Source organism: Mycobacterium sp. NGS56 (assembly GCF_059812425.1).
Genome location: NZ_JCALCQ010000012.1, coordinates 18,577 through 43,576, shown reverse-complemented (window position 1 = coordinate 43,576; position 25,000 = coordinate 18,577). Strand labels below are relative to the sequence as shown.

The 25,000-nt window shown below is 66.2% G+C and carries 19 protein-coding genes and 1 tRNA gene; 11 read left to right on the top strand and 9 right to left on the bottom strand.

Annotation, left to right across the window (positions count from 1 at the left end; genetic code table 11):
• The first annotated feature begins 15 nt into the window (after nucleotides 1-15).
• The 3 genes from grcC1 to AC5Y4F_RS22070 all read left to right on the top strand — a co-directional run bounded on the left by grcC1 (nucleotide 16) and on the right by AC5Y4F_RS22070 (nucleotide 2,273).
• Nucleotides 16-1,023, top strand: coding sequence for a nonaprenyl/(2E,6E)-farnesyl/geranylgeranyl diphosphat synthase (grcC1, locus tag AC5Y4F_RS22080; protein ID WP_499998648.1), 1,008 nt, complete (start codon nucleotides 16-18; stop codon nucleotides 1,021-1,023).
• Between the two features lie 102 nt (nucleotides 1,024-1,125).
• Nucleotides 1,126-1,989, top strand: coding sequence for a zinc metalloprotease HtpX (htpX, locus tag AC5Y4F_RS22075; RefSeq protein ID WP_067933590.1), 864 nt, complete (start codon nucleotides 1,126-1,128; stop codon nucleotides 1,987-1,989).
• A gap of 29 nt (nucleotides 1,990-2,018) precedes the next feature.
• Entirely contained in the window at nucleotides 2,019-2,273 is a 255-nt protein-coding gene (locus AC5Y4F_RS22070) for a helix-turn-helix domain-containing protein (RefSeq protein WP_067933588.1), read from the top strand.
• 94 nt (nucleotides 2,274-2,367) lie between these two features.
• Here AC5Y4F_RS22070 and AC5Y4F_RS22065 read toward each other — a convergent pair whose 3' ends face one another.
• The 4 genes from AC5Y4F_RS22065 to AC5Y4F_RS22050 form a co-directional block, all read right to left on the bottom strand.
• Nucleotides 2,368-3,918, bottom strand: a complete 1,551-nt coding sequence (locus AC5Y4F_RS22065) for a SulP family inorganic anion transporter (RefSeq protein WP_067933586.1) — start codon at nucleotides 3,916-3,918, stop codon at nucleotides 2,368-2,370.
• A 243-nt stretch (nucleotides 3,919-4,161) separates the two neighbouring features.
• Nucleotides 4,162-5,187, bottom strand: coding sequence for an NAD(P)H-dependent glycerol-3-phosphate dehydrogenase (locus AC5Y4F_RS22060; RefSeq protein ID WP_499998646.1), 1,026 nt, complete (start codon nucleotides 5,185-5,187; stop codon nucleotides 4,162-4,164).
• A 137-nt stretch (nucleotides 5,188-5,324) separates the two neighbouring features.
• Nucleotides 5,325-6,836, bottom strand: a complete 1,512-nt coding sequence (locus AC5Y4F_RS22055) for a flavin-containing monooxygenase (protein WP_499998644.1) — start codon at nucleotides 6,834-6,836, stop codon at nucleotides 5,325-5,327.
• Nucleotides 6,837-6,934: 98 nt separating this feature from the next.
• A complete protein-coding gene (locus tag AC5Y4F_RS22050; RefSeq protein WP_067933580.1) occupies nucleotides 6,935-7,426 on the bottom strand; it encodes a YajQ family cyclic di-GMP-binding protein in 492 nt (163 codons plus the stop codon).
• 69 nt (nucleotides 7,427-7,495) lie between these two features.
• On the opposite strand from AC5Y4F_RS22050, the gene AC5Y4F_RS22045 reads away from it, so the two are divergent.
• A tRNA-Tyr gene (locus AC5Y4F_RS22045) sits at nucleotides 7,496-7,579 on the top strand.
• A 1,314-nt stretch (nucleotides 7,580-8,893) separates the two neighbouring features.
• Here AC5Y4F_RS22045 and AC5Y4F_RS22040 read toward each other — a convergent pair.
• Nucleotides 8,894-9,991 (bottom strand): methyltransferase, encoded by a 1,098-nt coding sequence (locus tag AC5Y4F_RS22040; protein ID WP_082947567.1) that lies wholly within the window; start codon nucleotides 9,989-9,991, stop codon nucleotides 8,894-8,896.
• Between the two features lie 457 nt (nucleotides 9,992-10,448).
• Between AC5Y4F_RS22040 and AC5Y4F_RS22035 the strand changes: the two genes are divergently transcribed.
• The 3 genes from AC5Y4F_RS22035 to AC5Y4F_RS22025 are packed head-to-tail and all read left to right on the top strand — an operon-like array spanning nucleotide 10,449 to nucleotide 14,163.
• Nucleotides 10,449-12,785: a putative alpha/beta hydrolase gene (locus AC5Y4F_RS22035; RefSeq protein WP_499998787.1), complete on the top strand. Its 2,337-nt coding sequence runs from the start codon at nucleotides 10,449-10,451 to the stop codon at nucleotides 12,783-12,785.
• Between the two features lie 9 nt (nucleotides 12,786-12,794).
• Nucleotides 12,795-13,646: a hypothetical protein gene (locus tag AC5Y4F_RS22030; RefSeq protein WP_067933578.1), complete on the top strand. Its 852-nt coding sequence runs from the start codon at nucleotides 12,795-12,797 to the stop codon at nucleotides 13,644-13,646.
• A gap of 19 nt (nucleotides 13,647-13,665) precedes the next feature.
• Nucleotides 13,666-14,163 carry a hypothetical protein gene (locus AC5Y4F_RS22025; RefSeq protein WP_067933577.1) on the top strand — a complete coding sequence of 166 codons (498 nt, stop codon included), beginning with the start codon at nucleotides 13,666-13,668 and terminating at the stop codon, nucleotides 14,161-14,163.
• Between the two features lie 32 nt (nucleotides 14,164-14,195).
• Here the strand turns inward: AC5Y4F_RS22025 and AC5Y4F_RS22020 are convergent, their stop codons facing one another.
• Entirely contained in the window at nucleotides 14,196-15,548 is a 1,353-nt protein-coding gene (locus AC5Y4F_RS22020) for a hypothetical protein (protein WP_499998640.1), read from the bottom strand.
• A gap of 112 nt (nucleotides 15,549-15,660) precedes the next feature.
• On the opposite strand from AC5Y4F_RS22020, the gene AC5Y4F_RS22015 reads away from it, so the two are divergent.
• Nucleotides 15,661-17,103 carry an amidase gene (locus tag AC5Y4F_RS22015; RefSeq protein ID WP_499998639.1) on the top strand — a complete coding sequence of 481 codons (1,443 nt, stop codon included), beginning with the start codon at nucleotides 15,661-15,663 and terminating at the stop codon, nucleotides 17,101-17,103.
• A 130-nt stretch (nucleotides 17,104-17,233) separates the two neighbouring features.
• Here the strand turns inward: AC5Y4F_RS22015 and AC5Y4F_RS22010 are convergent, their stop codons facing one another.
• Nucleotides 17,234-18,124, bottom strand: coding sequence for an NYN domain-containing protein (locus AC5Y4F_RS22010; protein ID WP_067933572.1), 891 nt, complete (start codon nucleotides 18,122-18,124; stop codon nucleotides 17,234-17,236).
• Nucleotides 18,125-18,170: 46 nt separating this feature from the next.
• On the opposite strand from AC5Y4F_RS22010, the gene AC5Y4F_RS22005 reads away from it, so the two are divergent.
• Entirely contained in the window at nucleotides 18,171-19,043 is an 873-nt protein-coding gene (locus AC5Y4F_RS22005; protein WP_067933570.1) for an alpha/beta fold hydrolase, read from the top strand.
• Between the two features lie 89 nt (nucleotides 19,044-19,132).
• Here the strand turns inward: AC5Y4F_RS22005 and AC5Y4F_RS22000 are convergent, their stop codons facing one another.
• Together AC5Y4F_RS22000 and AC5Y4F_RS21995 are read right to left on the bottom strand one after the other, a co-directional pair.
• Nucleotides 19,133-20,395 carry a cytochrome P450 gene (locus AC5Y4F_RS22000; RefSeq protein WP_499998636.1) on the bottom strand — a complete coding sequence of 421 codons (1,263 nt, stop codon included), beginning with the start codon at nucleotides 20,393-20,395 and terminating at the stop codon, nucleotides 19,133-19,135.
• Between the two features lie 89 nt (nucleotides 20,396-20,484).
• Nucleotides 20,485-22,686 (bottom strand): FUSC family protein, encoded by a 2,202-nt coding sequence (locus tag AC5Y4F_RS21995; protein WP_499998785.1) that lies wholly within the window; start codon nucleotides 22,684-22,686, stop codon nucleotides 20,485-20,487.
• Between the two features lie 111 nt (nucleotides 22,687-22,797).
• Between AC5Y4F_RS21995 and galT the strand changes: the two genes are divergently transcribed.
• Both galT and AC5Y4F_RS21985 read left to right on the top strand, forming a co-directional pair.
• A complete protein-coding gene (gene galT, locus AC5Y4F_RS21990) occupies nucleotides 22,798-23,895 on the top strand; it encodes a galactose-1-phosphate uridylyltransferase (protein ID WP_067933567.1) in 1,098 nt (365 codons plus the stop codon).
• Nucleotides 23,892-24,992, top strand: coding sequence for a galactokinase (locus tag AC5Y4F_RS21985; RefSeq protein ID WP_067933566.1), 1,101 nt, complete (start codon nucleotides 23,892-23,894; stop codon nucleotides 24,990-24,992). Before galT ends, AC5Y4F_RS21985 begins: the two co-directional genes overlap by 4 nt.
• Nucleotides 24,993-25,000 lie beyond the last annotated feature (8 nt).

Genomic DNA, 25,000 nt, shown 5'->3' with positions numbered 1-25,000 from the left:
AGTATGTTTGGTCCCGTGAGTACTCCGGTAACGGTGGTGGCGGGCGTCGACTTCGGCAACCCCGCTTTCGCGGCGGCCGTACGGGACGGTGTGGGGCGGATCGAGCAGCTCATGGACACCGAGTTGCGCGGCGCCGACGACATCATGACCGAGTCGCTGACGCACCTGTTCAAGGCCGGCGGCAAGCGGTTCCGGCCGCTGTTCACCGTGCTGTCGGCGCAGATCGGACCCGACCCGGACAGCGTGGACGTGACCATCGCGGGCGCCGTCATCGAACTGGTACACCTGGCCACGCTGTACCACGACGACGTCATGGACGAGGCGGAGGTTCGCCGCGGCACACCCACCGCCAACGTGCGCTGGGGCAACAACGTCGCGATCCTGGCGGGGGACTATCTGTTCGCCACGGCCTCCCGGTTGGTCTCCCGGCTCGGGCCCGAGGCGGTGCGGCTGATCGCCGAGACGTTCGCCCAGTTGGTCACGGGCCAGATGCGCGAGACACGTGGGCTCGTCGAGGGATCGGATCCGATCGAGCACTACCTGAAGGTGGTGTACGAGAAGACCGCGTGTCTGATCGCCTCGGCGGGCCGGTTTGGTGCGATGTTCTCGGGTGCGGACGCCGATCAGGTGGAGCGGCTGAGCCGGCTCGGCGGCATCGTGGGCACCGCGTTCCAGATCTCCGACGACATCATCGACATCGACAGCGACTCCCAGGAGTCCGGCAAACTGCCCGGCACCGACGTGCGCGAAGGCGTGCACACCTTGCCGATGCTCTACGCGCTGCGTGAACCCGGCCCCGAGGCGGACCGGCTGCGTGAGCTGCTGGTCGGGCCCATCGAGGAAGACGACGCGGTGGCCGAGGCGCTGGCGCTGTTGCGGACGTCGCCGGGCATGACCAAGGCCAAGGAATCGCTGCACGAGTACGCCGAGCAGGCCCGCCGGGAGCTGGCCCTGCTGCCGGACGTCCCCGGCCGTCACGCGTTGCAGACGTTGGTGGACTACACCATCAGCCGGCACGGGTAGCGGCGCCCGCAGCGGCCCTGCGGAACCAAAAAGGCCGTCTCGGGCGTTCAATGAGCTGTAATCGGCAATAACGCGCTGTTGAGTGTTCCGAGGAGGACACCGATGACCTGGCATCCGCACCACAACACGTTCAAGACGTTCGCGTTGCTGGTTGGCATGTCCGCGTTGATCGTGTTCGTCGGCTCGCTGTTCGGCAGGACCGCCATGTTCCTCGCGGTGCTGTTCGCCATCGGCATGAACATCTACACCTACTACAACAGCGACAAGCTGGCGCTAAGGGCGATGCATGCGCAGCCGGTCTCGGAGGTGCAGGCGCCGGGCATGTACCGAATCGTGCGGGAGCTGGCCACCGCCGCGCACCAGCCGATGCCCCGGCTGTACATCAGCGACACCAACGCGCCCAATGCGTTCGCGACCGGCCGCAACCCGCGCAACGCGGCGGTCTGCTGCACCACCGGCATTCTGGACATCCTCACCGAGCGCGAGTTGCGCGCCGTCCTGGGCCACGAGCTCTCGCACGTCTATAACCGCGACATCCTGATCTCGTGCATCGCAGGCGCGCTGGCGTCGGTGATCACGGCGCTGGCCAATATGGCCATGTTCGCCGGCATGCTCGGCGGCAACGATCGCGACGGCGAGAATCCCTTTGCGCTGCTGCTGGTTTCGTTGCTCGGTCCGATCGCCGCGACGGTGGTGCGGTTGGCCGTGTCACGGTCACGTGAATACCAGGCGGACGAATCGGGCGCGGTGCTGACGGGCGACCCGTTGGCGCTGGCGTCGGCGCTGCGCAAGATCTCCGGCGGGGTCCAGGCGGCGCCGCTGCCGCCGGAACCACAGCTGGCCAGCCAGGCGCACCTGATGATCGCCAACCCGTTCCGGGCGGGCGAGCGGATCGGGTCGCTGTTTTCGACACACCCGCCGATCGAGGACCGTATCCGCCGGCTGGAGGAAATGGCGGGGCGGTAAGCGGGGTCTGCAAGTACCATTGGGCGTGGATGGTGATGGCGATGACTGAACCCAACTCGATGGACATTCACGAAGCCGGGCTGGCGCTGGATCTCCCCGACTTGATCTTCGAAACGCGTGCCGGCGCCGGCATGAACCAGGCCCAATTGGCCGAGGCGCTGGGCACCACCCACGAAGCCGTCGCGGCGTGGGAGGACGGGACCGAGGTACCCCGCGTCGACGTGCTGCAGCGGCTGGCGCAGGTATGCGGCAAGCGGTTGCACATCCGCATCGACGTCGACTGACCGACCCTGCCGGCGGGTTCCTTGCGGAATTGAGTCACATTCGATTGCGGTCGCGCATGCGCTATCGCATCCGGCGCGGGCAGTGGCCAACCAATTATGCTGCGGCTTCGGATCTTTCGGCGTCGACCGGCGATTCGTCCGGGTGGCGGCGACCCGCCTCGGTCACGCCCTGGATCTGCACCGTCCCGCCCGTCGCCTCATGCTGTCGCTGCCAGTCGGTAATAGCCTGATGGGCAGCGTGATCGAGGTAGTGGACCGCAACGGCGACCGTCACGGTCGCGCCCTGCGGCACCGATGTCAGCATTCGCGTGAGCCTCGGCAGCGCCAGGAAGGTGCATGCCGCACCCTCGATGCTGACCCGCCATTCGTCGTCCACGGGCGTGGCTTCGATCTTGGCCCGGATGACGCGCCATCCGGTCAGCGCGATCGCCAGCGCGAGCCCGATCATGACCCCGTGCAGCAGGTTGAGGAAGATGACGCTGACTGCCGTCACGATGTAGACCCCGAGATCACCGTGCTTCATTGCGGTTTCGATGTGAGCCGGCTGCAGCAGCTGAATCCCGATGACGATGAGCAGTCCGGCGAGGGCGGCGGTCGGAATCTCCTCGACCAGCCCGGCGAACGGGATGGTGAACAACAGGATCCAGAATCCGTGCATAATCGCTGAGGCGCGGGATTGGGCGCCCGCGTTGACATTTGTCGAGCTGCGGACGATCACTCCGGTCACCGGCAGCCCGCCGACGGTGCCCGACACGATGTTGGCGGCTCCCTGCCCCACCAGTTCGCGGTTGAAATCGGTGCGTGGCCCGCGGTGCATCCGATCGACCGAGACCGCCGACAGCAGGCTTTCGACGCTGGCAATGAGCGCCACCGTGATCACCCCGATCGCGATCGCGCCCCAGTTCCCGTGGGGCAGCTCAGGCAATTGCAGCGCATCCAGCGGTGACCCCTCGAGGTTGATCCGGCGCACATGGAACGGGAAGACCACCGAGATCAGCGTCACGGCCACAATGGCGACCAGCGGACCCGGAACGCGGCGAAGTTTGGCCGGCACCCATCGCCAGCCCACCAGGATGACGATCACCAGCATCCCCAGGATCGCCCCGGGGCGGTGGGCACCGATGATCTGGCCGGGTAGTCCGACAAGGTTGTGCCAGGCCGTGCTCTTGGATTTCCCGCCGAGCAGCACATGCGCCTGCTGCAGGGCGATCGTGATGCCGATGCCGGCCAACATGGCGTGCACGACGACCGGTGAGATCGCGAGGGCGGCGCGCGCAACACGGCTGAGCCCCAGCAGAACCTGCAGGACTCCGGCGGCAACGGTGATCAAGCACGTTATGCCCCAACCGAAATCGGAGATCAGGTCGGCGACGACAACCGTCAGGCCGGCCGCGGGGCCACTGACCTGCAGCGGGGATCCACCCACCGCGCCGACGATGATTCCGCCGACGATCGCTGCGATCAGGCCGGCCAGCACCGGGGCGTTCGAAGCGATTGCGATGCCCAGTGACAGGGGCAGCGCAACCAAAAAAACCACGAGTGATGCCGGCAAGTCGTGCCGGATGATGCCGCGCAACCGTTTGCTACGCGGTGCGGACCGGTTTTGTGCACCGGTTTGCTCACCCGGTTGTTCGACATTGTGCATCGGTAGCGTCCCTCGGTAGCTGTTAGGGGGGCTATGTTCCGATATCCGCCCCATTGCGCGCTCATTACCTCGTCGTAAAGCGCTGGCGTACAGACGATTACGACCGGACCGACTCACAGGATCACAGCCGAAAACCACTGCCCGCCTGGACCGACGGTATTTTGCTGGCAATGGTCGGTCAAGCCGACGGGCGCCGCCCATAGAGAACGCAAAGATTTGAATTTTCAAACCTTTGAAACCAGTTCAAAAACCGGAGCCGTGCACCTCGTGACCGGGGACCTCGGCAATCAGGCCCCGATAGGCCTCCTCGACGGTGGAGCCGTGGTTGATCACGGCGTCGACTTCACGGGCGATCGGCATGGTCAGGCCGAACTCGTTGGCAAACTCCATGATGACGCTGGCGGCCTTGACACCCTCGGCCACCTGGTTCATCGAGGCGATGATCTCGTCGATCGGCTTGCCCGCCCCCAGTTGTTCACCGACGTGTCGGTTGCGGCTGCGCTGGCTGGTACAGGTGACGATCAGGTCGCCCAGGCCGGCCAGGCCCGGGAAGGTGTCGGGGTGGCCGCCCAGGGCGACGCCCAGCTTGGTCATCTCGCGCAGCGCGCGGGCGATCACCAGCGCGCGGGTGTTCTCCCCGATGCCCAGCGAATAGCCCATCCCGACCGAGATGGCGTAGACGTTCTTCAGGGCGCCGGCCATCTCCACCCCGATGACGTCGTCGGTGGTGTACACGCGGAAGCGCCGCGTGCGGAACAGGCCCGACAACCGGGTCGCCAAGTGCTGGTCGGGCATCGCCAGGACCGCCGCGGCGGCATAACCCTCGCCGACCTCGCGCGCGATGTTCGGCCCCGCCAGGATGCCGGCGGGATGGCCGGGCAGCGTCTCCTCGATGATCTGCGACATCCGCATGTTGGTGCCCTGCTCGAGCCCCTTGACCAATGACACCACCGGTACCCACGGCCGCAGTTCCTTGGCCAGCTCGCTCAGCACGCCCCGAAAGCCGTGCGAGGGAACGCCCATCACGACGACGTCCGCCGAGTTCGCCGCCTCGGCGAAGTCGGTGGTGGCGCGCAGGGTGTCGCTCAGCACGACGTCGTTGCCGAGGTAACGGCTGTTGCGATGGTTGTCGTTGATGTCGGCGGCGGTCGCCTCGGAGCGCACCCACTGCAACGTCGGCCCGCGGCGCGCGCAGATTGACGCCACGGTGGTGCCCCAGGAACCGCCACCGAGGACAACGACTTTGGGTTCGCGCTTCTCAGATGCCATGGCGACCAGCGTATTGCGGACACCTGCGATTTTGTAGCAGTTCCTCGTTTAGCTTCTCGCGAGCTCCGAACGCAAGCTGAACGGCAGAACGGTATGGCTGTGAGTGTCCATCCAGGCGAACGTGTAATCGCCGCGGGCTATCCGGCCAGCGGCGCCCGGTCGTCGACCCGGCCGAACACCATGGCCTCTTGGATGCGGTCGAACCGGTAGTCCAGGGCGTCGGCCAGATAGTTCTGCCGCACGTTCCACGGTCGTTTGGTGCCCGACTTCGGCAGCGCGTGCACCGAGCGCAGCACGTACCCGGCGTTGATGTCCCACGACGGCTTCTCGGTCATGGGCTCGTTGCCCCGATGCGGTGCGGCGTGGGTATAGCCGTGAGCGGCCATGTGTTCGATCAGCTTTGCCGTCGCCCGGGCGGTGATGTCGGCGCGCAGCGTCCACGACGCGTTGGTGTAGCCGACACACCAGAACAGGTTCGGCACGTCTTCGAGCATGTGCGCTTTGTAGACGAAACGGTCGCTGACCTTGATCTCGTTGCCGTCCAGGCTGATCGCGGCCCCGCCCAGCGCCTGCAGCTGCAGGCCGGTGGCGGTGATGATGATGTCGGCGGCGAGGTGCCCACCGGATTTCAGCGCGATACCGGTCGCGTCGAAATGGTCGATGTGATCGGTGACCACCTCGGCGCCCCCCGCAGCGATGGCGCTGTACAGGTCCGCGTCGGGGATCAGGCACATCCGCTGGTCCCACGGGTTGTAGCGCGGCTTGAAGTGGGTGTCGACGTCGTAGCCGGGGGGCAGGCTGCTGATCGCCTTGCGCCGCAGCAGCCACCGCACCAGCCCCGGCGCCTTGCGGGACAACGCAAAGAACACCGCCTCGGTCAGGGCGCTGTACATGCGGATGACGAGATGAGCGGGCTTGCAGGGCAATAGCTTTCGAGCCAGCGGGGCGACGGCGCCGTATTTGGACGCCGCAATGAGATAGGTCGGCGAGCGCTGCAGCATGGTCACTTTGGCGGCGCGGTCCGACAACGACGGCAGGAGCGTGACCGCGGTCGCCCCGCTGCCGATCACCACGACCTGCTTGCCGCTGTAGTCCAGGTCTTCGGGCCAGTGCTGCGGGTGCACCACCGTGCCCTCGAACTGTTCGATGCCCGGGAAGTCGGGGGTGTAGCCCTCGTCGTAGTTGTAGTAGCCGCTGCCGAAGAACAGGAAGCGGCCGCGGTATTGCTTGCGTGCCCCGTCCTGCTCGACGGTGACCGTCCAGGTGTCGGTTGCGGAGTCCCAATCCGCCGATCGCACATAGCTGTTGAACCGGATGTGCCGGTCGATGCCGTACTTGTGTGCGGTGGCGGCCAGGTACTCGCGGATGTGCACACCGTCGGCGACGCCCTCTTCACGGGTCCACGGCTCGAACGGGAAGGACAGCGTGAAGATGCTGCTGTCCGAGCGCACACCGGGATAGCGGAACAAGTCCCACGTCCCGCCGATCTGCGCGCGCCGCTCCAGGATGGTGTACGTCAGGTGCGGATTGCGCTCGCTGATCCGATACGCCGCGTCGATGCCGGAGATGCCGGCACCGACGATGATCACGTCGGAGTATCCGGCCTCGGTGGCACCGCTATCGGAGGCCTCCTGAGGAGTCACGGTCATCTGAACCTCGCTCAAATTGTGGGACTCGTCACCAGCGTAGAGACCCACCGGTTGGTCGGGCTAGTAACCCGCGGATCCGCGCCAGAGGTCCCCACCGGTCAGCGGTAGTTGACGAACTGCAGCGCCACGTCCAGCTCGGCCTGTTTGAGCATCGCGATCACGGCCTGCAGGTCGTCGCGCTTTTTGCTGGTGACCCGGATTTCCTCGCCCTGGATCTGGGTTTTGACGTTCTTGGGGCCGTCGTCACGGATCAGCTTGGTGATCTTCTTGGCGTTCTCACTGCTGATGCCCTGCTTGAGGGAGCCAGTGATCTTGTAGGTCTTGCCCGAGGACTGCGGTTCGCCGGCGTCGAAGGCCTTCATCGAGATGTCCCGGCGGATCAGCTTCTCTTTGAAGACGTCGACCGCCGCCTTGACGCGTTCCTCGGTGGACGACGTCAGCTCGATGGCATCGTCGCCCTTCCAGGCGATTTTGGTGTCGGTGCCGCGGAAGTCGAACCGGGTGGCCAATTCCTTGGCGGCCTGGTTGAGCGCGTTGTCGACCTCTTGGCGATCCACTTTGCTGACGATGTCGAACGATGAGTCCGCCATGCCTTTCGTCCCTTCATCCGGTGATAGGCGTTTGTGCTTTGTCTACTCGCTCGTTGTAACCTGTCTGGCGGCAGGTTGCCCGAGCGGCCAATGGGAGCGGACTGTAAATCCGTCGCGAAAGCTTCACAGGTTCGAATCCTGTACCTGCCACCAACAGGTCTGGGGCCGTTTGCGCCACTACGACTGGCTTAGGCGCACGGTCAATACGCAGTCGACGTCGCAGCGGTGTCGAGGCACTTCGCCACCGCGTCACAAACGCGCGCCCACTGGCTGTTCAGCGTCAGCACCGCCGTCTTGCATCCACATGGACGCGGGGTCTGCACTGATCAGCCGTCAATTAGCAAGAGCCAGTGCGGATTCCGCTTGGTTGGTGGTCAAACTTGGGTTTTTGGCCAGGCGCCCCTAGCAACCGGCGCGAACTGCGGCGCAGTTGATGGCACCGCCCTCGATCATGATGCAGCTCGACGATCCCATCATCACACCGATTAGTACTACGGCCAGTGCGGCGGCTTTCAGCGTCCTCGTCTTGCTCTTCGTGCCCATCGCTCACGCCCTTCTGCTAGTTAAAACGCCGTCGCATTTAAAGCCGACGACTATTCGATGCTATCGCCGTCATTGGGCGTGTGTGCAATATCGCGTAAATTGGTGGAAAGGCTCGAGTGCTTTGCGCTCGAGTCTTCGCGCGTCCGGATTTTCATCAGCTGATTTCGAACCTGGATGTCAAGGCAGTTCTTGTTCGTTATTCGAACGAGGAAACGCTCGCCTTGACGACCTGTGGCGCACGGAGCTTATGGGTCAGCTCATCCACTCGGGTTGCCTGCGCGTAGCCACGGAACCGTCACCTAGGTGGCAATAGATCGTACCTGTGCGCGGATGAGTCCATGATCTGCCGCCGTCGTGCGACGCGATGGGCTCGGTGTGACAGTTCGCGCACACGTCGGTAAGCGCAACGGCATACCTGCGCCGCCCTCGCCACATGCTGGGGAGACCTTCGTGTTGGTGGTGATGTTTCCCGATTTGTCGACGAGAGTTTATGCCCCTAGGTATTTGCTCACAAGCGTTCGCAGGTTGGCGAGTGGCAGCAGTAATGGTGCGCATTTATCGAGCGATTCGCTTGTCAATGCAATGACAAATCGACCCAGTTGGCGAGGGCGGGGCGGCGGCGGTACGGGTGCAGACAACTTCGGTGCGCTTCGACTTTGCGCGCATATTCGAACAGCCGAGCCGGCACTCCGTGTCCGCTGTTGAGCGCCATTCAGCCGACACGCAGCAAGTATGCAATTGAACTTTAGAAGCGGTGATCCTGGCGTTGTACCTAGATCTTCCGTTGAACGATGAAGCCAGCTTGATTAGGCAAACGGAAACAGCAGCGGTATGTAAATCCGTCGCGAAAGCTTCACAGGTTCGAATCCTGTAGGTGCCTCCACGAGGTGGGGGCGTTTGCCCCGATCGGGTCCAAGGGGCGTCCTAACTGGGTATGGCTTCGATGACGCAGAGCGGCCCTGCCGTCTGCACCACGCGCTGCAGCCGGAAGCCGCCACGGTCAAGTAGGTCGGTCCACTGCTTGAGGCTGCGTTCCAGTGCGCCCCCCATCACCAACATCTCCATATCGGCGTAGTACCCGAGGAACTCGCGGTCATGATCGGGAAGGACCATCTCCAACAGCAACAGCTTCGCACCTGATGGGGCCCCGGCTTTGATGGTGCCCAGGATCGCGATGGCTTTGTCGTCCGGCCAATCGTGGATGACGTTCTTCATCACGTAGGCGTCAGCGGCCGGCACGCTTTCGAAAAACGACCCGCCCTTTACAGTGACCCGGTCGGCGACACCGAGCGCGGTCAAAATCGGCGGCGCACCCTCGACCGCCTGCGGCAGGTCGAACAGCACGCCGCGGGCAGCGGGTGCCGCGGCGAGAATGGATGACAGCAACCGGCCGTGACCGCCACCGATATCGGCGATGACGCCGAAGTTGCTGAAGTCGTAGGCGGCGACCACCGCCGCCTCCAACACCGACGACGTGGACGTCATCGCGTTGTTGAACATCTCCGCGAACTCCGGGTCTTCGGGGAGGTAGTCGAAGAAGTCCTTGCCGAACACTTTTGGGGGATTCGGCTCCCCGGTGCGCACCGCGTCGGCGAGCCGCGTCCAGTTTGCCCGGTGTTGCGCCGAGCCATAAAACAGCGCGGCTCCGTGCATCGAGATCGGCGAGTCGCTGCGCAACGTGTCGGCCAGTGCGTTGAGTGCGAACCGACCGTCGCGGCGCCTGCGAAACACGCCGCGGCTGATCAGTAATCGCATCAGCCGCGCCACCGTGTCCGGGTCGGCCCCGACGCGGCGCGCCAATTCCTCCTTGGACAACGGACCGGCGGCAAGCGCGTCGGCGATGCCTAGCTGTGCGGAGGCCGAGACAGCCTGCGACAAAAACGCACCGAAGATGATGTCGAGCACCGTGATCGGCGGAGGTGCCAGTCGCTGGTATAGGCGCCCCGCGTGATGGCGGGCTCGTTCGACCGCGCGAGCCACCCGGGCGGGCGGCAGCTTCGGGGTTGATGTCGGTGACGGCATCTTGCTGCTCCTTCGCAACGAGCCTTCGCTCTCGATCTGCTCTCGGTTGACGCCGAAAGCCTAGAGGTGGCGTCGTTTTTGGTCCAATTCAACGACCGGCTGGGAAAGACCGTCGTCGGCGTCGCGTCAGGACGTCGCCGCGGCTGCATTGATCGGCGAATCTGCGGCGGTAACTTTCCTCGAGCGGGGCAGGGGTGGCGATGCACCTGGAAACCCGCACGAAGGCTCGGGTCCGGGCTGCGAACGAACATACGCGTGCCGCCACGATCGGCCCTACTCGAGCTGACCGGGGCGAGGCAGGTGACTGGCACGTGTGGCGCCGGCCTTAATATGCTTGGCCAGCAAAATCGCCGTCCGCGTGGGCGACATGTCGGCGGCGATGGTCGTGAACCGCGGGGAGGGATTGCATGTCGCTCGACACCCATTCCCGGCGTCGGTGCGGCCATTCGGGGCTGCGATGCAGCTGAACTATCTCAGCATCGCCGAGCTCGTCGCGGGGGCCGGCGGCGACCCCTGGGAGATCAACCGGACTCTGCAGGCGGGCCAGCCCGGGCAGATTTCCAGTCTGGCCACTGCGTTTCATGCCGCGGGCCGCTCCAGCTCGGAAGCCGACGCGACTTTCGAGCAGGCCCGCAAACGTTTCGAGGCAGCCTGGAACCACCAGAACGGTGACAGCCCGATCAACACCTCCGCCGAAGTGCAGCGCACGGCCCAGGCGCTGGGCGCGCAGTCCCAGCAGCTGCCCAAGATCGGCGCCGATCTCGAAAACATCGCCGCCGCCCTGGCCGACGCGCAAAAAACCGGCGCCCAGGAAATCGCCACCCTGGAAGGTCGGTTACTACTGCTCGACAAGATCATCGGCGCCGCCACGAAGGACCTGCAGGATCCCAACCTCGACCCGAAGGACCGCCACGCCCTGGAGACGTTGATCACGGACGCGAAAGCCGACGCGGTCGACGACACTCGAGACGCCCTTGACCAGTTGCGTGCCACCCGCGACAACTACACGAAATCACTGCACGGGGCGCAGAAGAATCTGGCTGACGACGGGTACGACCCGGCGCGCGTTCTGAGTGTCGACGGGCACGCCGCCGAGACGCCCGAATCTGCGGAGCAGGATGTGAAGGCCGCGCTCGCCGGCGATAAGGGTGCCGCCGCCCGGGTGAACGGAGTGCTCGGCTCTGTCACCGCCGACCAGGTGGCCGGCAAGGCTCCGCTGACCGCCGAGCAGGCATCGGTGTTGAGCCAACTGCAGGCCCAGGAGCATGGCATGAGCATCGATGCGCTCAAAACCGCCGAGCAGCGCCTCGGCGACGAGAGGGGATTGATCGGCAACTCCTGGCAGCTGATGAGCAATCCGAACATCACGTTCCCGAAGACGCCGACAACCATCGGTGCCAAACAGGGCACCGACACCGTGAAAGGCGGGACCACGCAGTTGCCGGACAGCGTGCAGGAGGTGTTGCAGGCGCCGGGCTGGTTGTACGCCGACCAGACCAGGACGATCGCCGACATCGTCAAGGACGGTAACCCGTTGCTGCAGCGCAACACTGGGGTTGATCAGGGCTTGCTGCACAAGGGTGCGCAGATCATGACCCAGGACTGGGCGCGCAACACCTACGACCAAACGGTCGAGTCGGTGTTCTGGGCTGCCGGCCGCGACCACGGGGCCGTCAATTGGATTGTCAATCAGCAGGGAATCTGCGACCAGTCGACCCAGGACTTCTTGCAGAACATCACCCACCACGCCTGGTCCGACGGTGGCGACGCGGCCGGCTCGTTGTTCAGCTGGACCAAGGACGCGGCGGGCCCGGAAGCCCAGATCGCGGGGCAGACCGCGCAGACGTATGCGGCCTACCTCGGTCAGCATTCGCACGAGCTGCTCGATCTGCCAGGTCATCACACGCTGGGCCAGATCGATCCGAAGCTGACGCAAGCCATGGCCACCGGGCTGTCGCCCTACGTCGCCAACATCGCCGGCGGAACCAACGACCTGTCACCCTTCTTCCACGCGCCGGACTCCAATCAGGACGTGGAATCGAGACTGCCCATCGCTAAAGGCATTTTCTCCGTGCTCAGCACGGACAAAGACGCGTCGAACACCTTCAATGGTGCTGCGATGCAGCAAATCATGCAGGACCAGAACCGGTACGCCGAAGCGATCGCGCATCATGTGCCGGGCGCCGTCGCCAACGACGCCGATCTGCAGCAGGCCGCCACCTTGAAGGGATTGGTCGACGTCGGGGTGAACAACGCCGTGCACGCCGAGGGACTCAACGGCGCCCAACAGGCCACCGAAGCCTATAACCGAAAGACGTCGGCGTACGACAGCCTGGTGAAGGGCGGCGGCACGGTGGCGGGCTTGGCGGGCAAGGCGCTGCCGCCGCCGTATAACATGATCGGCACACTCGGCGGCCCGGCGCTGTCCATGGGCGCAGATGCGTTGAAGCAAGACATCATTGGTGCCGCGCCATCGTCGACCGCGCCGCCCGAGGTTCAGATACCGCACATGCAAGACAGCGCCGCGTATTCACAGGTGCTCGACGGCCTGATCGCCAACCGCGTGCCGATCGGATTGACGCAACAATTTTTTGCGCCGGACGTTCCCGGTGACCCGCACAGCCCAATGCACATCGCCACGTATGACGAATACAAGGCGAACGGCGGTACGTGGGACAATTACAAATACAATCAAGCGCTAAAGGGTGCGGTGCAGAGGATATTGGGTGACGAGAGCGTCATCCCACACATGCAGCACCAATATGACGAAGTGACCCAATTACCCAACCCATAGGGAAGTTTCATGAGTCTCGGGCGACGGCGCGGATTTCTCGGTCGAATCGTCACTTTGACGCTGTGCGCCGTTGTCGCGGGCTGCGGTCCCAAGGACGCTGCGCCTCCAGCGGAACCTGCGCCGAAGATTCCCTGGACGGGAATGCTGTCGGAGCTTCGCGCGGTGTGGAGTGCCGAGCCGGGAATCGATTTGCTCACCACACCGGCCGTGGTGGTGCGCGCCTACCTCGAATCGATTTTCGTGGCGGCCAACGCCGGCGACATCGGTTATGCCTACCCCGGATTCACCCATGCCGTCGCGCCGAATGCGCCACAGGGCCAACCGGACAGCGCCCGCGACCGCTGGCCCGACACCGAGCATCCATTGCGCGATCGACTGGTCGGCACCGATCGCTACCACTTCTTACGGCTCGACACCGCCGGCCGTCAGGTCACGGCCGTGGTGTGCGATTGGGCCTACGCCAGCGCGCTGGATCTCGGTGGCGGAAACTACGGCTGGAAAAGCGCGTTGCCCGCCACCGATCCCGCGGCCCGGATCGCCGTGCATCGCGTCGCGATGACCGCCCCGGAGGATGGTCCGGTAGCGCCAGTTGCACCGCAAAAGGGGACCGCGGCGGCTCCTGTCGACGATGTCTTCGGCGGTTGGCACGTCGTGGGCCACAATATGACTGCCGACCGGATCCCCGAGTCGAACACCGATCCGGTGGAGTGGCCCTCCGAAGTGGCCGATGCTCGATCTTGCGTCGACAAAGCGCCCGACCCGGCGGACCGCCGCCTGTATCTGCTCAACGGCGTGCACCCTCGCTCGGAATTTCCCACGTTGCCCCCATACCCGGGTTGGCCTGCTGGAAGTTCGTCGTAGATGATCGAAAGGCAATCTGTTGCGTAACAAGGCAATCAGCGTAGTGGCCGTCGTGGCGGCCGTCGCGTCGGTGGCAATGACGCTGATGCCGTGGATTGACGTAAGTCAACTGGGATTACCCATCAGGTGGAATGGTCTCGGCAGCTACGTCGGCGAGCACGGCGAATACTATGGCTCCTCGCTTACCGACATGGTGGACGGCACGCCGGGGTGGATCGTGGTGATCGCCTCGCTGGCGGCCGCCGGCGCGCTCCTCGGCGCTGCGCGAGTGCGCCGGCTTGGGCTCGTCGCATGTGGGTGCGCCGTCGTCGCGTTCGTGACCGCTGTCTTGTGTTTGGTGTATCCCGCGATCCTGGCCGGCGACGCCAAGAACGAGCTGGGAATATCTCTGGTCCCGGACCGGCAAGTGCTGAACTACGGTGCGTTGATCGCCGAGGTGGCGGCCACCGGCGTGCTGGTGGTCTGTGCCGCACTCATCGTTGTCCGAACGAGAAGCGGTGTCGGCGAAGACAATTGAGGGCACGCCGGTCGTCTGACGGCGAACGGGGCTCAGAACCAGGGCCCGGGGTAGTGGCCGTCCTGGTCTTGCACCATGACGATCTCCTTGCACTCGCCGTTGGACCCTGGCGCGGTCTCGCCGCGGCACACCAGCGTCCACCCGGAGATCCGCCCGAAAGGCCGTAGTGCCCAGTTCGATGCCACGGGATCGGTTGCGGGCAAGGCGATTACGGAGAACGTTCCGCCGGTGCCGGTGATGTAGAGGTGGTCTTCGAAATACGCCAGCTTGGAAATCGACAGCTTCTTGGCGTCGTCCCTGCTCTTCTGGAAGTCCCACTGCTGGCTGCGCAGGTTCCATACGCCGAAGCCGAGTTGGGAGGCGTCCGAGTTGTGGGCGTCGACGAACAGTTTGCCGTCGGACAGCACCGCGGTCACCCCACCGCCGGAAATCCGGTCGGAATCGCCGATTTTGATGATGGACTTGGCGTCGAGGTCGTAGAACATCGTCGACAGCACCGGGGGGTTGTCTGAATCCCGGTGCGTGAGCTGCACCAGTTTGCTTGGGCCGTCGGTTAATTCGGCATCGACGGATTGCACGTCGTTGTCCTGATAGATCGCTTCCCCGTTCGGCCGGCGCAGCTCCGCGCCGGAAGTCTTGCCGGGCTCGGTGTTGCGCGCAAACGCAAGCACGTCCTGCCAGACGCGCCCGGGCTGCGGATCGTTCCACATCATCGACAGATCGCCCCCGGACAGGACCACGGTCCGTGGTGGTGATGCGGTACGGCCGTCGGTGAAGGCGTTCAGCCACGCCACGCCCGAGGCGGTCGAGGCCAGGCCCCAATCCTTCGGCGCGGCCAGCTTCAGCTCCGGGGCCGGCGGCTGCAGCTCCTTGCTGGCCAGCTGCCGGCCCGACTTGGTGTCGAACACGTAGCCGGTGGTTTTGGCGGCTTCGGGGGCCGGGGCCTGCGCCGGCTTGACGGTGGTGACGACGTACACGACCTTCATGTCGTCGGCCGTGCCGGCCGGCGCGCAGATGGCGCCGGTGACGTTCTCGCCGGGGGGAACCGACGGGACGCCGGGCGCGACGTACTGCCCGGATTTCGGGTCGAAGATCTTCGGCCGGATGTCCTCGAGCGCCGACTTGCTGGCCGAAAACTTCTCCGGGCAACCGAAATACGCCGTTCCGCCGTAGCTTTTCCAATCCTTTTCCAGCGGGCCGGTTATCGGCGCGGGTGGCGCGGCCGCCCGTGTGCTGGTCTTCGAGACCGATGTCGAGGTGGTGGCGCTGAGCGGGGGCGGTGCAGCGGTTTCCGAACAGGACGCGATGGACAGGCAGGCAACCGACGCGACCCCGATCGGGGCAAACCACTGTCTGGACACGGTTCGCCCGCTGATCCCACCCATCAATAAACCCCCGTTGAGTTCGTGCAACCAACGAGCGTAAGGCCGCTGCGTCGGCACCGCGACTCGTGTGCGGGTGCGGGTGTGACGTTGACCCCGTGATACACCGGAAGCCATGACTGCTCTGGCCGACGAGACGCGCTGGATGGACGCCACGGATCAGGCGGCGCTGGTGGCCCAAGGCGAGGTCACGCCGAGTGAACTGCTGGAGGCGGCGATCGAGCGGATCGAGCGTGTCAATCCCTCGCTGAACGCCGTGGTCATCGAGTGGTTCGGGCACGCGCGTTCGGTGGCGGCCGACCCGGGCCTGCCCAACGGCCCGTTCCGCGGGGTCCCGTTCTTGCTCAAGGACCTCTACACCAGCTTCGCGGGCCAGACGCTGTCGAACGGAAATGTCGCGCTGAAAGAGGCCGCCAAGGTCGACGTCCGCGACACCACGCTCGTGGCGCGGTTCAAGGCGGCCGGGTTGGTGATCGCCGGCCGGACCAACAGCCCCGAGCTGGGCAGCCTGCCGACCACCCAGCCGCTCGCGTGGGGGGCGACCCGCAACCCCTGGGCGCAGGACCGCACGGCGGGCGGATCCAGTGGCGGCGCGGCCGCCGCCGTGGCCGCGGGGATGGTCCCGTTCGCCAACGCCTCGGACGGCGGCGGAAGCATCCGCATCCCGGCGTCCTGCTGTGGGCTGGTCGGACTCAAGCCGAGCCAGGGCCGGATCACCGTCGGGCCGGTGCGCGCCGAGGTGGGCCTGGGCGTCGAACTGTGCGTCAGCCGCACGGTGCGCGACACGGCGGGCCTGCTCGACGCCGTTCGCGGGCCCGGGGTCGGGGACACCGTGATCGCGCCGCCGCCCGAGCGCGCCTACCTCGACGAGGTCGGTGCCCAACCCGGCCGGCTGCGGATCGGGCTGCTCGACGTCCACCCGCGCGACGACTTCCTGCACCCCGACTGCGTCGCGGCGGTGCGTGCCGCCGGATCGATGCTCGAGGGGCTCGGGCACATCGTCGAGCCGGCGTGGCCGGCCTGCCTAGCCGACACCACCTTGACCGAGAAGTTCATGGCGCTATGGGCCACGCAGATGGCGATGGGGGTGCGCGGCTTCGGCCAGACGCTCGGGCGTGAGCTGACCTCCGGCGAGGTCGAGCCGGTGAACTGGGTGCTCGCCCAGCGGGCCCGCCAAGTGAGCGCGCTCGACTACGCGGTGGCGCAGGAGGCGGTCTATGCGTTTCGGCGGTCGCTGCAGCAGTGGTGGGCCGACGGCTGGGACCTGCTCCTCACGCCGACAGTGACCGAACCACCGCCACTGCTAACCGAATTCGAGAACGATCCCGAGCACCCGACGGCGCCGATGCGGCGCGCCGGCCGGTTCGCCGCGTTTACGCCCCCCTTCAACATGAGCGGGCAGCCGGCGATCAGCCTTCCCCTGCATCGCAACGCTGAGGGCCTTCCCGTCGGCGTGCAGCTCGCGGCCGCCTACGGGCGCGAAGATATCCTCATTCGTGTTGCATCCCAATTGGAATCGGCCCACCCCTGGTCAACCGATCGTCCGGCGACCCACTGATGCTGACAAGTCTGCGGCGGGCGATGAGACGAACTAGGCCGCTTCAATATCCCCACCGTGGTTCACCTGCTCGCTCGCCCGGCGCTTGTCACCCGCCGTTAGAGCGAAATATGTGTTGCCACACCGTCGTTCACTCCTGCGCGCGCAGCCGCACCATCCGCGTCGTCGACGTCTCATCCAGTTCGACGACATCCGAGCGCGAACGCAGGAAATCGCTGAACGAGCGGAATCCCAAAGATCTTTCGCTGAACGATGGGTCCATCCGCTTCATCTGTGCCTTCACGGCCGAGTTGTGCAGCCAGTCGACATCGTCCTTCTCCAAGCCGATCCGCAGGGCCCGCGTCAGCAACGCGGTGGCGGCGGCCTGCGGGTCGGGCTGCTCATCGGGCTCGTCCCCCTTGGCCGACTTGCTGCGAGTGGTCCGTTTTTTCGGCTTGTCCGCCTCCGCGCCGGCGGGCGCCGGTTCGGGCACCGGTACCCCCGGCAGTGCGTCGTAGATGACGAAATCGTCGCAGGCCGCCGCGAGCGCGCGGCTCGACGCACCTGCCACGCCGATGCCGACAACGTACCGGCCGAGCCTCTTGCAACGCTGGGCCAACGGAATGTAGTCGGAGTCGCCGGCCACGACCACCACGTGGGTCAGATCGGGTAGCCGGAACATGTCCTCGACCGCGTCGACGGCCAACCGGATGTCGGCGCCGTTCTTGCCGTAGGCCGCCGCCGGGAACAACTGCACCAGGTCGACCGCGCGGGCCACCAGCTGGCCGCGATACCCGGCGTTGATATCCGCCGACCAGTCCGCGTAGGCGCGGGTGAGCACCAGGGTGCCGAACGACGACGCGAAATCAAGGATTGCGGCGACGTCGACGGTCGCCGGGTCCAGCCGCTCCGCCTGCTGCTCGAGCCCCTTGGCCTTGTCCCGCTGAAACGAATTCCGTCCGTGAATCTGGTCGTAGCGGGAGATCACGATGTTGTCGAAGTCGAGGTAGACGGCCACTCGGGTCAAAACCGGTTCGGTCATGCATTAGATCATTGCTGAGCAGGACCAAAGCGGGTACACAACCCACATGAATGAGCTGAAGGTTCTCGAACTACACGGCGATCGCATCGCCTACCGCGACGAGGGTGACGGCGAGGTGCTGCTGCTCATCCACGGCATGGCGGGCAGTTCGGAGACGTGGCGGGCGGTCATCCCGCCGCTGTCGAAGAAGTTTCGCGTCATCGCCCCGGACCTGCTCGGTCACGGCGAATCGGCGAAGCCTCGCACCGACTACTCGCTGGGCGCCTTCGCGGTGTGGCTACGTGATTTCCTCGATGAACTCGGCGTCAGCCGGGCCACCGTCGTCGGTCACTCGCTTGGTGGCGGCGTCGCGATGCAGTTCGTCTACCAGCACCCCGACTACGCCCAACGGTTGATCCTGATCAGCAGCGGCGGCCTGGGGCCCGACGTGGGATGGGTGTTGCGGCTGCTCTCGGCGCCCGGGGCGGAGCTGGTGTTGCCGATCATCGCCCCGCCGCCCGTGCTGTCCGTCGGCAACAAGCTGCGATCCTGGATGAAAAGCGCCGGCATCCGCTCACCGCGCGGCGCGGAGCTGTGGAGCGCCTACTCGTCGTTGTCGGATGGCCAGACACGGCAGTCGTTCCTGCGGACGCTGCGATCGGTCGTCGATTACCGCGGACAGGCGGTCAGCGCGCTCAACAGGCTGCGGCTGCGCGAGGATCTACCGGTCATGGCGATCTGGGGCGAGTGCGACGGCATCATTCCCGTCGACCACGCGTACGCCGCGCACGAGGCGCGCACGGACGCCAGGCTCGAGGTGCTGCCCGACGTGGGTCACTTCGCCCAGGTGGAGGCGCCAAACCAAGTGGTGGAGTTGGTCGAGGACTTCATCGCCACCGGTGAGCGCCGCGACAACGAAAGCCCACAGCCGAGCTTGTGATCGATGGCCGGCCAGGTTGGAAACGACGGCACTCTCATGCATGATGTCGATCACCTCTGCCTCCAGATCGGATGTAGGGCGCGGGCTACTCAGCGTGCCGTCGCCGGACACTCTCCCCGGTAGTCGACCTGCCAGTGTTTGATGCCGTTGATGAAGGACGACCGCAGCCGTTGCGGATCGCCGGCAGAGCGCAGGTCGGGCATGTGGTCGGCGATCGCGTTGAACATCAGGTCGATCGTCATGCGGGCCAGGTTGGCCCCGATGCAGTAATGCGCCCCGGTGCCGCCGAATCCGACATGCGGGTTGGGGCTGCGCAGAATGTCGAACGTGAACGGGTTGTCGAAGACCTCTTCGTCGAAATTCGCCGACCGGTAGAACAGCACCACCCGCTGGCCCTTCGCGACGGGCACGCCGCCGAGTTCGGTATCCACCAGCGCGGTGCGCTGAAACGCCGTGATCGGGGTGGCCCAGCGGATGATCTCGTCGGCCGCCGTCTTCGGCCGTTGCTCCTTGAATAACTCCCACTGATCCGGGTGGTCGGTGAACGCCATCATCCCTTGGGTGATCGAGTTTCGGGTCGTTTCGTTGCCGGCCACGGCCAGCGTGACCACGAACATGCCGAACTCGGCCTCGGAGAGTCGCTGATCCTCGGAATCGGCCTTGATCAGCGTGGTGACGATGTCCCGATCTTTCGGGCCGGGTTCCTCGGCCTTGCGTGCCGCCAATTGCATGGCATACCACATCAATTCGCCCGCCGACGTCGTCGCATCATGGTCGGCGAACTCTGGGTCGTCGCTGCCGATCATGTTGTTGGTCCAGTCGAACAGTTTGTCGTAGTCCTCCGCCGGTACGCCGAGCAGACCCGAAATAGCCTGCAGCGGAAGCTCGCACGCCACCTGACGGACGAAGTCTCCCGACGCGTGCGCGGCCGCATCGGCAGCGATGCATCGCGCGCGTTCGGTGAGTTCGGCGCGTAACCGTTCGACCGCGCGAGGCGTGAAGCCACGCGAGATGATCTTGCGCAGCCGACTGTGCCGGGGATCATCCATCATGATCATCGAGGATCGCCCCGCCTCGATCTGCCGCTGCGCCAAGTCTTCTCGATAGCGCGGCACGATCGACTTGCTGGCCGATGAGAAGACATCGCTGCGCAATGACACCTCACGGATGTGGCGGTGCTTGGTCACCACCCAGTAGCCGCCGTCGCCGAAGCCCCCTTGCTCGAGCGGCTGCTCGTTCCACCAGATGGGTTCCGTGGCCCGCAATTCGGCGAACTCTCGCACGGGAAGCCGATGGGCGTAGATGTCGGGGTCGGTGAAATCGAAGCCCGGCGGGAGGTGCGGTGTCGCCATGGGTTTCTCCTCGACTCCTGCTTGCCGGCCGCGGCGGCTAGCAAGATGGTAGCCGCCCACGTTCGGATTGCGTAGCAAATCGAGGCCCCTCAACGCGAGGGCGCGGGGCTGGCCGTCCTGACGCGTTCGCGCCCACCGAGATTGGTGGCCGCGGTGATGACGGCGCGCTCGATCTGGCGCAGGGCGTGCACGGCGGTCAGGAAGCGACGGGTGTCGTTGGCCGTGTCGCCGGGGCCGTTGCCGTCGCATTGCCGGGCCACCGTCTCGGCGGCGTCGAGCTCGTCGGTCGCCGAGACCAGGGTCGGGGCGTGGCCGCCCTCGATGGCTTCCTGCAGGGCATCGATGTTGCGCCTCGTCTGGGCCGCGGCCGCGCAAAAGGCTTGCGCTAGTTCCGAGGATGGCGCCCCGACCGGGTCCTGATACTGCTCGGCGCTGCGCGCCAGGCTCCGGCCGTAGCGGTCGCAGGCGGTGAAGATCCGCAGGGCGCGGCGGATGCTGCGCCGCCCGGCAAGTCCGGCGACGCCGGCCAGCAACGGTTTGGCGGTGACCCGGAACTGCTGCAGGTCCCGGTCGAGCCGGCGCGCCTGCTCTGATGGGCTGACGCTGAACTTGTCACCGAACATCGTCGCGGCCGAGGTCTCGATCAGGACGGACAGGCTCGTCAAGAAGGCGCGAGCTTCGCTGCGGATCGCCGTTCTGGTGTTGGTGGGCAGCACCAGGACCGCGACCGTAACCCCGATGACGGCACCGATCGCCGTTTCTTCGATCCGCAGCATCAGCACGGCGAACGAGAACTGGCCGAGCAGGCCGTACAGCAGCGCCAGCATGGTGGTGATCCAGAAGGTCATCAGGCTGTAGGTGACCGTCATGAAGTAAAAGGCGCAGAACAGGCACACGAAGATGCCGGCCAATGCCGCTCGCTCATGACCGGTCAGCAGCGTGGCCACCAAGACGCCGCAGGGCACGCCGAGCAGCGTCCCGAGCAGGCGTTGCCAACCCTTGGTCAGGGTTTCGCCCCACGAGTTGGTGCCCGCGAAGATGACGAACGCCGCGATCACCGCCCAATACCAGCGCGCCGGCGAAACCAGCTCGCCGACCACGATGGCCAAGGCTGCGGCGACGGAGACCTGAATGGCCTGCCGGGTGGTCGGCCGCAGCCCGGTGGCCGGCTCGTCCTCGGTGTTGTCGGGGACGGCGTCGGGTGGCTGGGGCGGGGTGTCGGCGTCGTCGAGAGGTCGGCCGGCGGCCACCCGGTCGACGATCGCCCGGACGTCGGAAGTCGCCGACGCGGCGTTGATGATCGCCAGTGCGAGGCGGCGCACGGCCGCGCCGCCCTCGTCGTCGCCTGCGGGCTCGTGCTGCCCGTCGAGCAGCCGCTGCGCGCGCTCGGCGGCCCGGCGCAGCCCGTCGGGTTCAGGAAGCCGGATGGCGCGCGACAGTTGATTGAGCGCGTCGACGACCGCGGCCCGGGTGGGCGCGGGCATGGAATCGGGGTCCTCGCAAGCGAGGACGGCCGCCCGCCGGCCTGCGGTGGCCACCCATTCGATGGCGAGCTCGGCATCCAGCAGCCAGGGGGCCAATTGTTCGGCGGTGACCCCGGGCCACAGGGTGCCCGGGTCGGCCTTGTCCTCGATCTGGCTCTGCACCATCAGGGCGGTCTCGTTGAGCCGGACGGTGCGGGCCCGCATGCGCCGTCGCCGTCGTTCGTCTAGGCGGCCGGTCCGCACCGCTTCGGCGGTCGTGTCGAGGACGATCGCCATCCGCGCCCGCAGCGCCCGAATGGTGGCACTCAGCACCCGCTCGGGTCGATCGGGCATCACGTAGGTGCTCATCACGTACGTGCACACGGTGCCCACCGCGACCGCCCCGATCATCCAGGGCAACTCCGCGACGCGGGCGTGCAGATACAGCGTGAAGAAGTAGGACATGAATGCGACCATGCCCAGCGCCCTGCCGCGTGCGCCGAATCGCCGGATATATGCCGCGGTGAACACGACCACCACGAAGACGGCGTCGCTGACCACCGCGTGCGGCGCCAGCACCGCGGCCGCGGTGATGGACGCCGCCGCGGGCAGCGGCAGCAGCGCCATGGTGATCCGCTGCTGGCGCGGGTCGGCTTCGTTGACCGAGCGCGACGCGACCATGGTGATGACGACGCCCAACAGGGCGACCGTCAGTGGTTGTCCCGTAGCCCTGGTCAGGATGAAAAGCACCAGCAGGGAAAGGCCGAGCGCGCCCGTGGTCCGGGTCGCCATTCGCAGCCGAAGCAAGCCGGGATCGGAGCCGATCACCCAATTGCGCGCGCGCTCCTCAAGAACACTTATCGACAGACCGCCTCTCTTGCGCTTACGCATCATGGTTACCCGAACCGCGCCGCGGCGACCAAGCTAGTCTTCGACATCGTGACTGAGCCGACCCGCGCGAAGCTGGCTGACGGTCGTGACCTGCTGTTCTTCGCGCTGCCCGGGCATCATCCGGCACCGGTCGAGGACCGCCGGCCGCTGCCGGCGCGATCCACCGAGCAGCAGTCGCAGTTGCGGTTCGACCGAACCACCGGGCAATGGGTCATCATCGCGGCGCTGCGCCAGGACCGCACCTACAAGCCGCCGCCGGAGGCGTGCCCGCTGTGTCCGGGACCGACCGGGCTGACCAGTGAGGTGCCCGCCCCCGACTACGACGTCGTCGTATTCGAGAACCGGTTCCCCAGCCTGTCCGCCGCGCTGCCGTCGTTGCCCGCCGTCGCGCCGGTGCCCGCCGAGGACGGCTTCGTGACCGCGCCCGGGCATGGCCGCTGCGAAGTGATCTGTTTCTCCGCCGACCACACCGGGTCCGTCGCCCAGCTGGAGCCGGCGCACGCGCGGCTGGTCGTCGAGGCGTGGCGGCATCGCACCGCCGACCTGTTGGCCAGGCCGGGCATCGAGCAGGTGTTCTGCTTCGAGAACCGCGGCGAGGAAATCGGGGTGACGTTGACTCATCCGCACGGCCAGATCTACGGCTATCCGTACCTGACGCCGCGCACCGTCACCATGCTCGAGCAGGCGCGTCAACATCGAAAACGGCACGGCACCAATCTCTTCGGTGATTTGCTCGCACGTGAGGCCGCCGACGGCAGCCGCATCATCGCGCGCAACGAGCTGTTCACCGCGTTCGTGCCGTTCGCGGCGCGCTGGCCGGTAGAGGTGCACATCTACCCGAACAGGCTCGTGCGCAACCTGACCGAACTCAGCGGGAGTGAACTCGACGCGTTCGTCCTCGTCTACCTCGACGTGCTCGGGCGCTTCGATCGGATGTATTCCGAACCGCTGCCCTATATCTCGGCGCTGCACCAATACTCCGACACCGCGGCTCAGGCCGAGGGCTACTTCCACGTCGAATTGATGTCCATCCGGCGCAGCGCCACCAAGCTCAAGTACCTGGCGGCATCCGAATCGGCGATGGACGCCTTCATCGGTGACGTCACTCCGGAGAATGTGGCCCAGCGGCTGGCCGAACTGCGATGACGATCCGTTACGCCGCGCCGGGGCGGATCAATCTGATCGGCGAACACACCGACTACAACCTTGGTCTAGCGCTGCCCATCGCCCTGCCGCAGCGCACCGTCGCGACCTTCACACCCGCCGACGACGACGCGATCACCGTGGTCAGCGACCGCGCGGATGCCCCGGTGCGTGTTCGGATCGGCACGGCTCCAAAAGAGGTGGGCGGCTGGGCTGCCTACGTCGCCGGGGTGGTGTGGGCCCTGCGCCAGGGCGGCTACCCCGTGCCCGGCGGCACGATGTCGATCACCAGCGATGTGGAAATGGGATCGGGCCTGTCCTCCTCGGCGGCGCTGGAATGTGCGGCGCTGGGCGCGATCGCGTCCGCGGCCGGGCTCCACATCGACTCGGCGGAACGGGCCCGGCTGGCCCAGCGCGCCGAAAACGAATATGTGGGCGCGCCAACGGGTTTGCTCGACCAGCTTGCTTCGCTATTTGGCCGCGACGCGACGGCGGTGCTGATCGACTTCGCCGACCTCAGCGTCACGCCGGTGGTTTTCGACCCGGACTCCGCGGGTGTCGCGTTGTTGCTGATCGACTCCCGGGAGCGCCACAGCCACGCCGATGGCGACTACGCGGCGCGGCGCGCGTCGTGCGAGCGGGCGGCCGCCGATCTGTCGGCATCGTCGCTGCGTGAGGCGCAGGACCTCGCGGGTCGACAGGGCCTCGCCGTCTTGGCCGGCGTGCGTGACCCGGTCGACGCCCGCCGCGCCCGCCACGTGCTCACCGAAAACCGGCGAGTCACCGATTGCGTTGCGGCGCTGTGCGACTCGGACTATCCCGAGGCCGGGCGAATTTTCACCGCCTCGCACGCCTCCATGCGCGACGACTTCGAGATCACCACCGAACGCATCGACCTGATCGCGGACACCGCGGTGGGCGCGGGCGCGTTGGGCGCCCGGATGACCGGCGGCGGCTTCGGCGGCTGTGTGATCGCCCTGGTGCCGCTGGACCGTGTGGATACGGTCGGCGCGGTGGTGCGGCGCGCCGCGGCCGGCGCCGGCTTCGAGACACCTTCCGTCATGCGAACCCGCGCGGCCGCGGGTGCGGGAATCGTGTGAGCGAACCC

Excerpts from the sequence above, each read along its gene's own strand:
- htpX (WP_067933590.1), top strand. The coding sequence starts at position 1,126 with ATGACCTGGCATCCGCACCACAACACGTTCAAGACGTTCGCGTTGCTG.
- AC5Y4F_RS22070 (WP_067933588.1), top strand. The coding sequence starts at position 2,019 with ATGGTGATGGCGATGACTGAACCCAACTCGATGGACATTCACGAAGCC.
- AC5Y4F_RS22065 (WP_067933586.1), bottom strand. The coding sequence starts at position 3,918 with ATGCACAATGTCGAACAACCGGGTGAGCAAACCGGTGCACAAAACCGG.
- AC5Y4F_RS22060 (WP_499998646.1), bottom strand. The coding sequence starts at position 5,187 with ATGGCATCTGAGAAGCGCGAACCCAAAGTCGTTGTCCTCGGTGGCGGT.
- AC5Y4F_RS22055 (WP_499998644.1), bottom strand. The coding sequence starts at position 6,836 with ATGACCGTGACTCCTCAGGAGGCCTCCGATAGCGGTGCCACCGAGGCC.
- AC5Y4F_RS22050 (WP_067933580.1), bottom strand. The coding sequence starts at position 7,426 with ATGGCGGACTCATCGTTCGACATCGTCAGCAAAGTGGATCGCCAAGAG.
- AC5Y4F_RS22040 (WP_082947567.1), bottom strand. The coding sequence starts at position 9,991 with ATGCCGTCACCGACATCAACCCCGAAGCTGCCGCCCGCCCGGGTGGCT.
- AC5Y4F_RS22035 (WP_499998787.1), top strand. The coding sequence starts at position 10,449 with ATGCAGCTGAACTATCTCAGCATCGCCGAGCTCGTCGCGGGGGCCGGC.
- AC5Y4F_RS22030 (WP_067933578.1), top strand. The coding sequence starts at position 12,795 with ATGAGTCTCGGGCGACGGCGCGGATTTCTCGGTCGAATCGTCACTTTG.
- AC5Y4F_RS22020 (WP_499998640.1), bottom strand. The coding sequence starts at position 15,548 with ATGGGTGGGATCAGCGGGCGAACCGTGTCCAGACAGTGGTTTGCCCCG.
- AC5Y4F_RS22015 (WP_499998639.1), top strand. The coding sequence starts at position 15,661 with ATGACTGCTCTGGCCGACGAGACGCGCTGGATGGACGCCACGGATCAG.
- AC5Y4F_RS22010 (WP_067933572.1), bottom strand. The coding sequence starts at position 18,124 with ATGACCGAACCGGTTTTGACCCGAGTGGCCGTCTACCTCGACTTCGAC.
- AC5Y4F_RS22005 (WP_067933570.1), top strand. The coding sequence starts at position 18,171 with ATGAATGAGCTGAAGGTTCTCGAACTACACGGCGATCGCATCGCCTAC.
- AC5Y4F_RS22000 (WP_499998636.1), bottom strand. The coding sequence starts at position 20,395 with ATGGCGACACCGCACCTCCCGCCGGGCTTCGATTTCACCGACCCCGAC.
- AC5Y4F_RS21985 (WP_067933566.1), top strand. The coding sequence starts at position 23,892 with ATGACGATCCGTTACGCCGCGCCGGGGCGGATCAATCTGATCGGCGAA.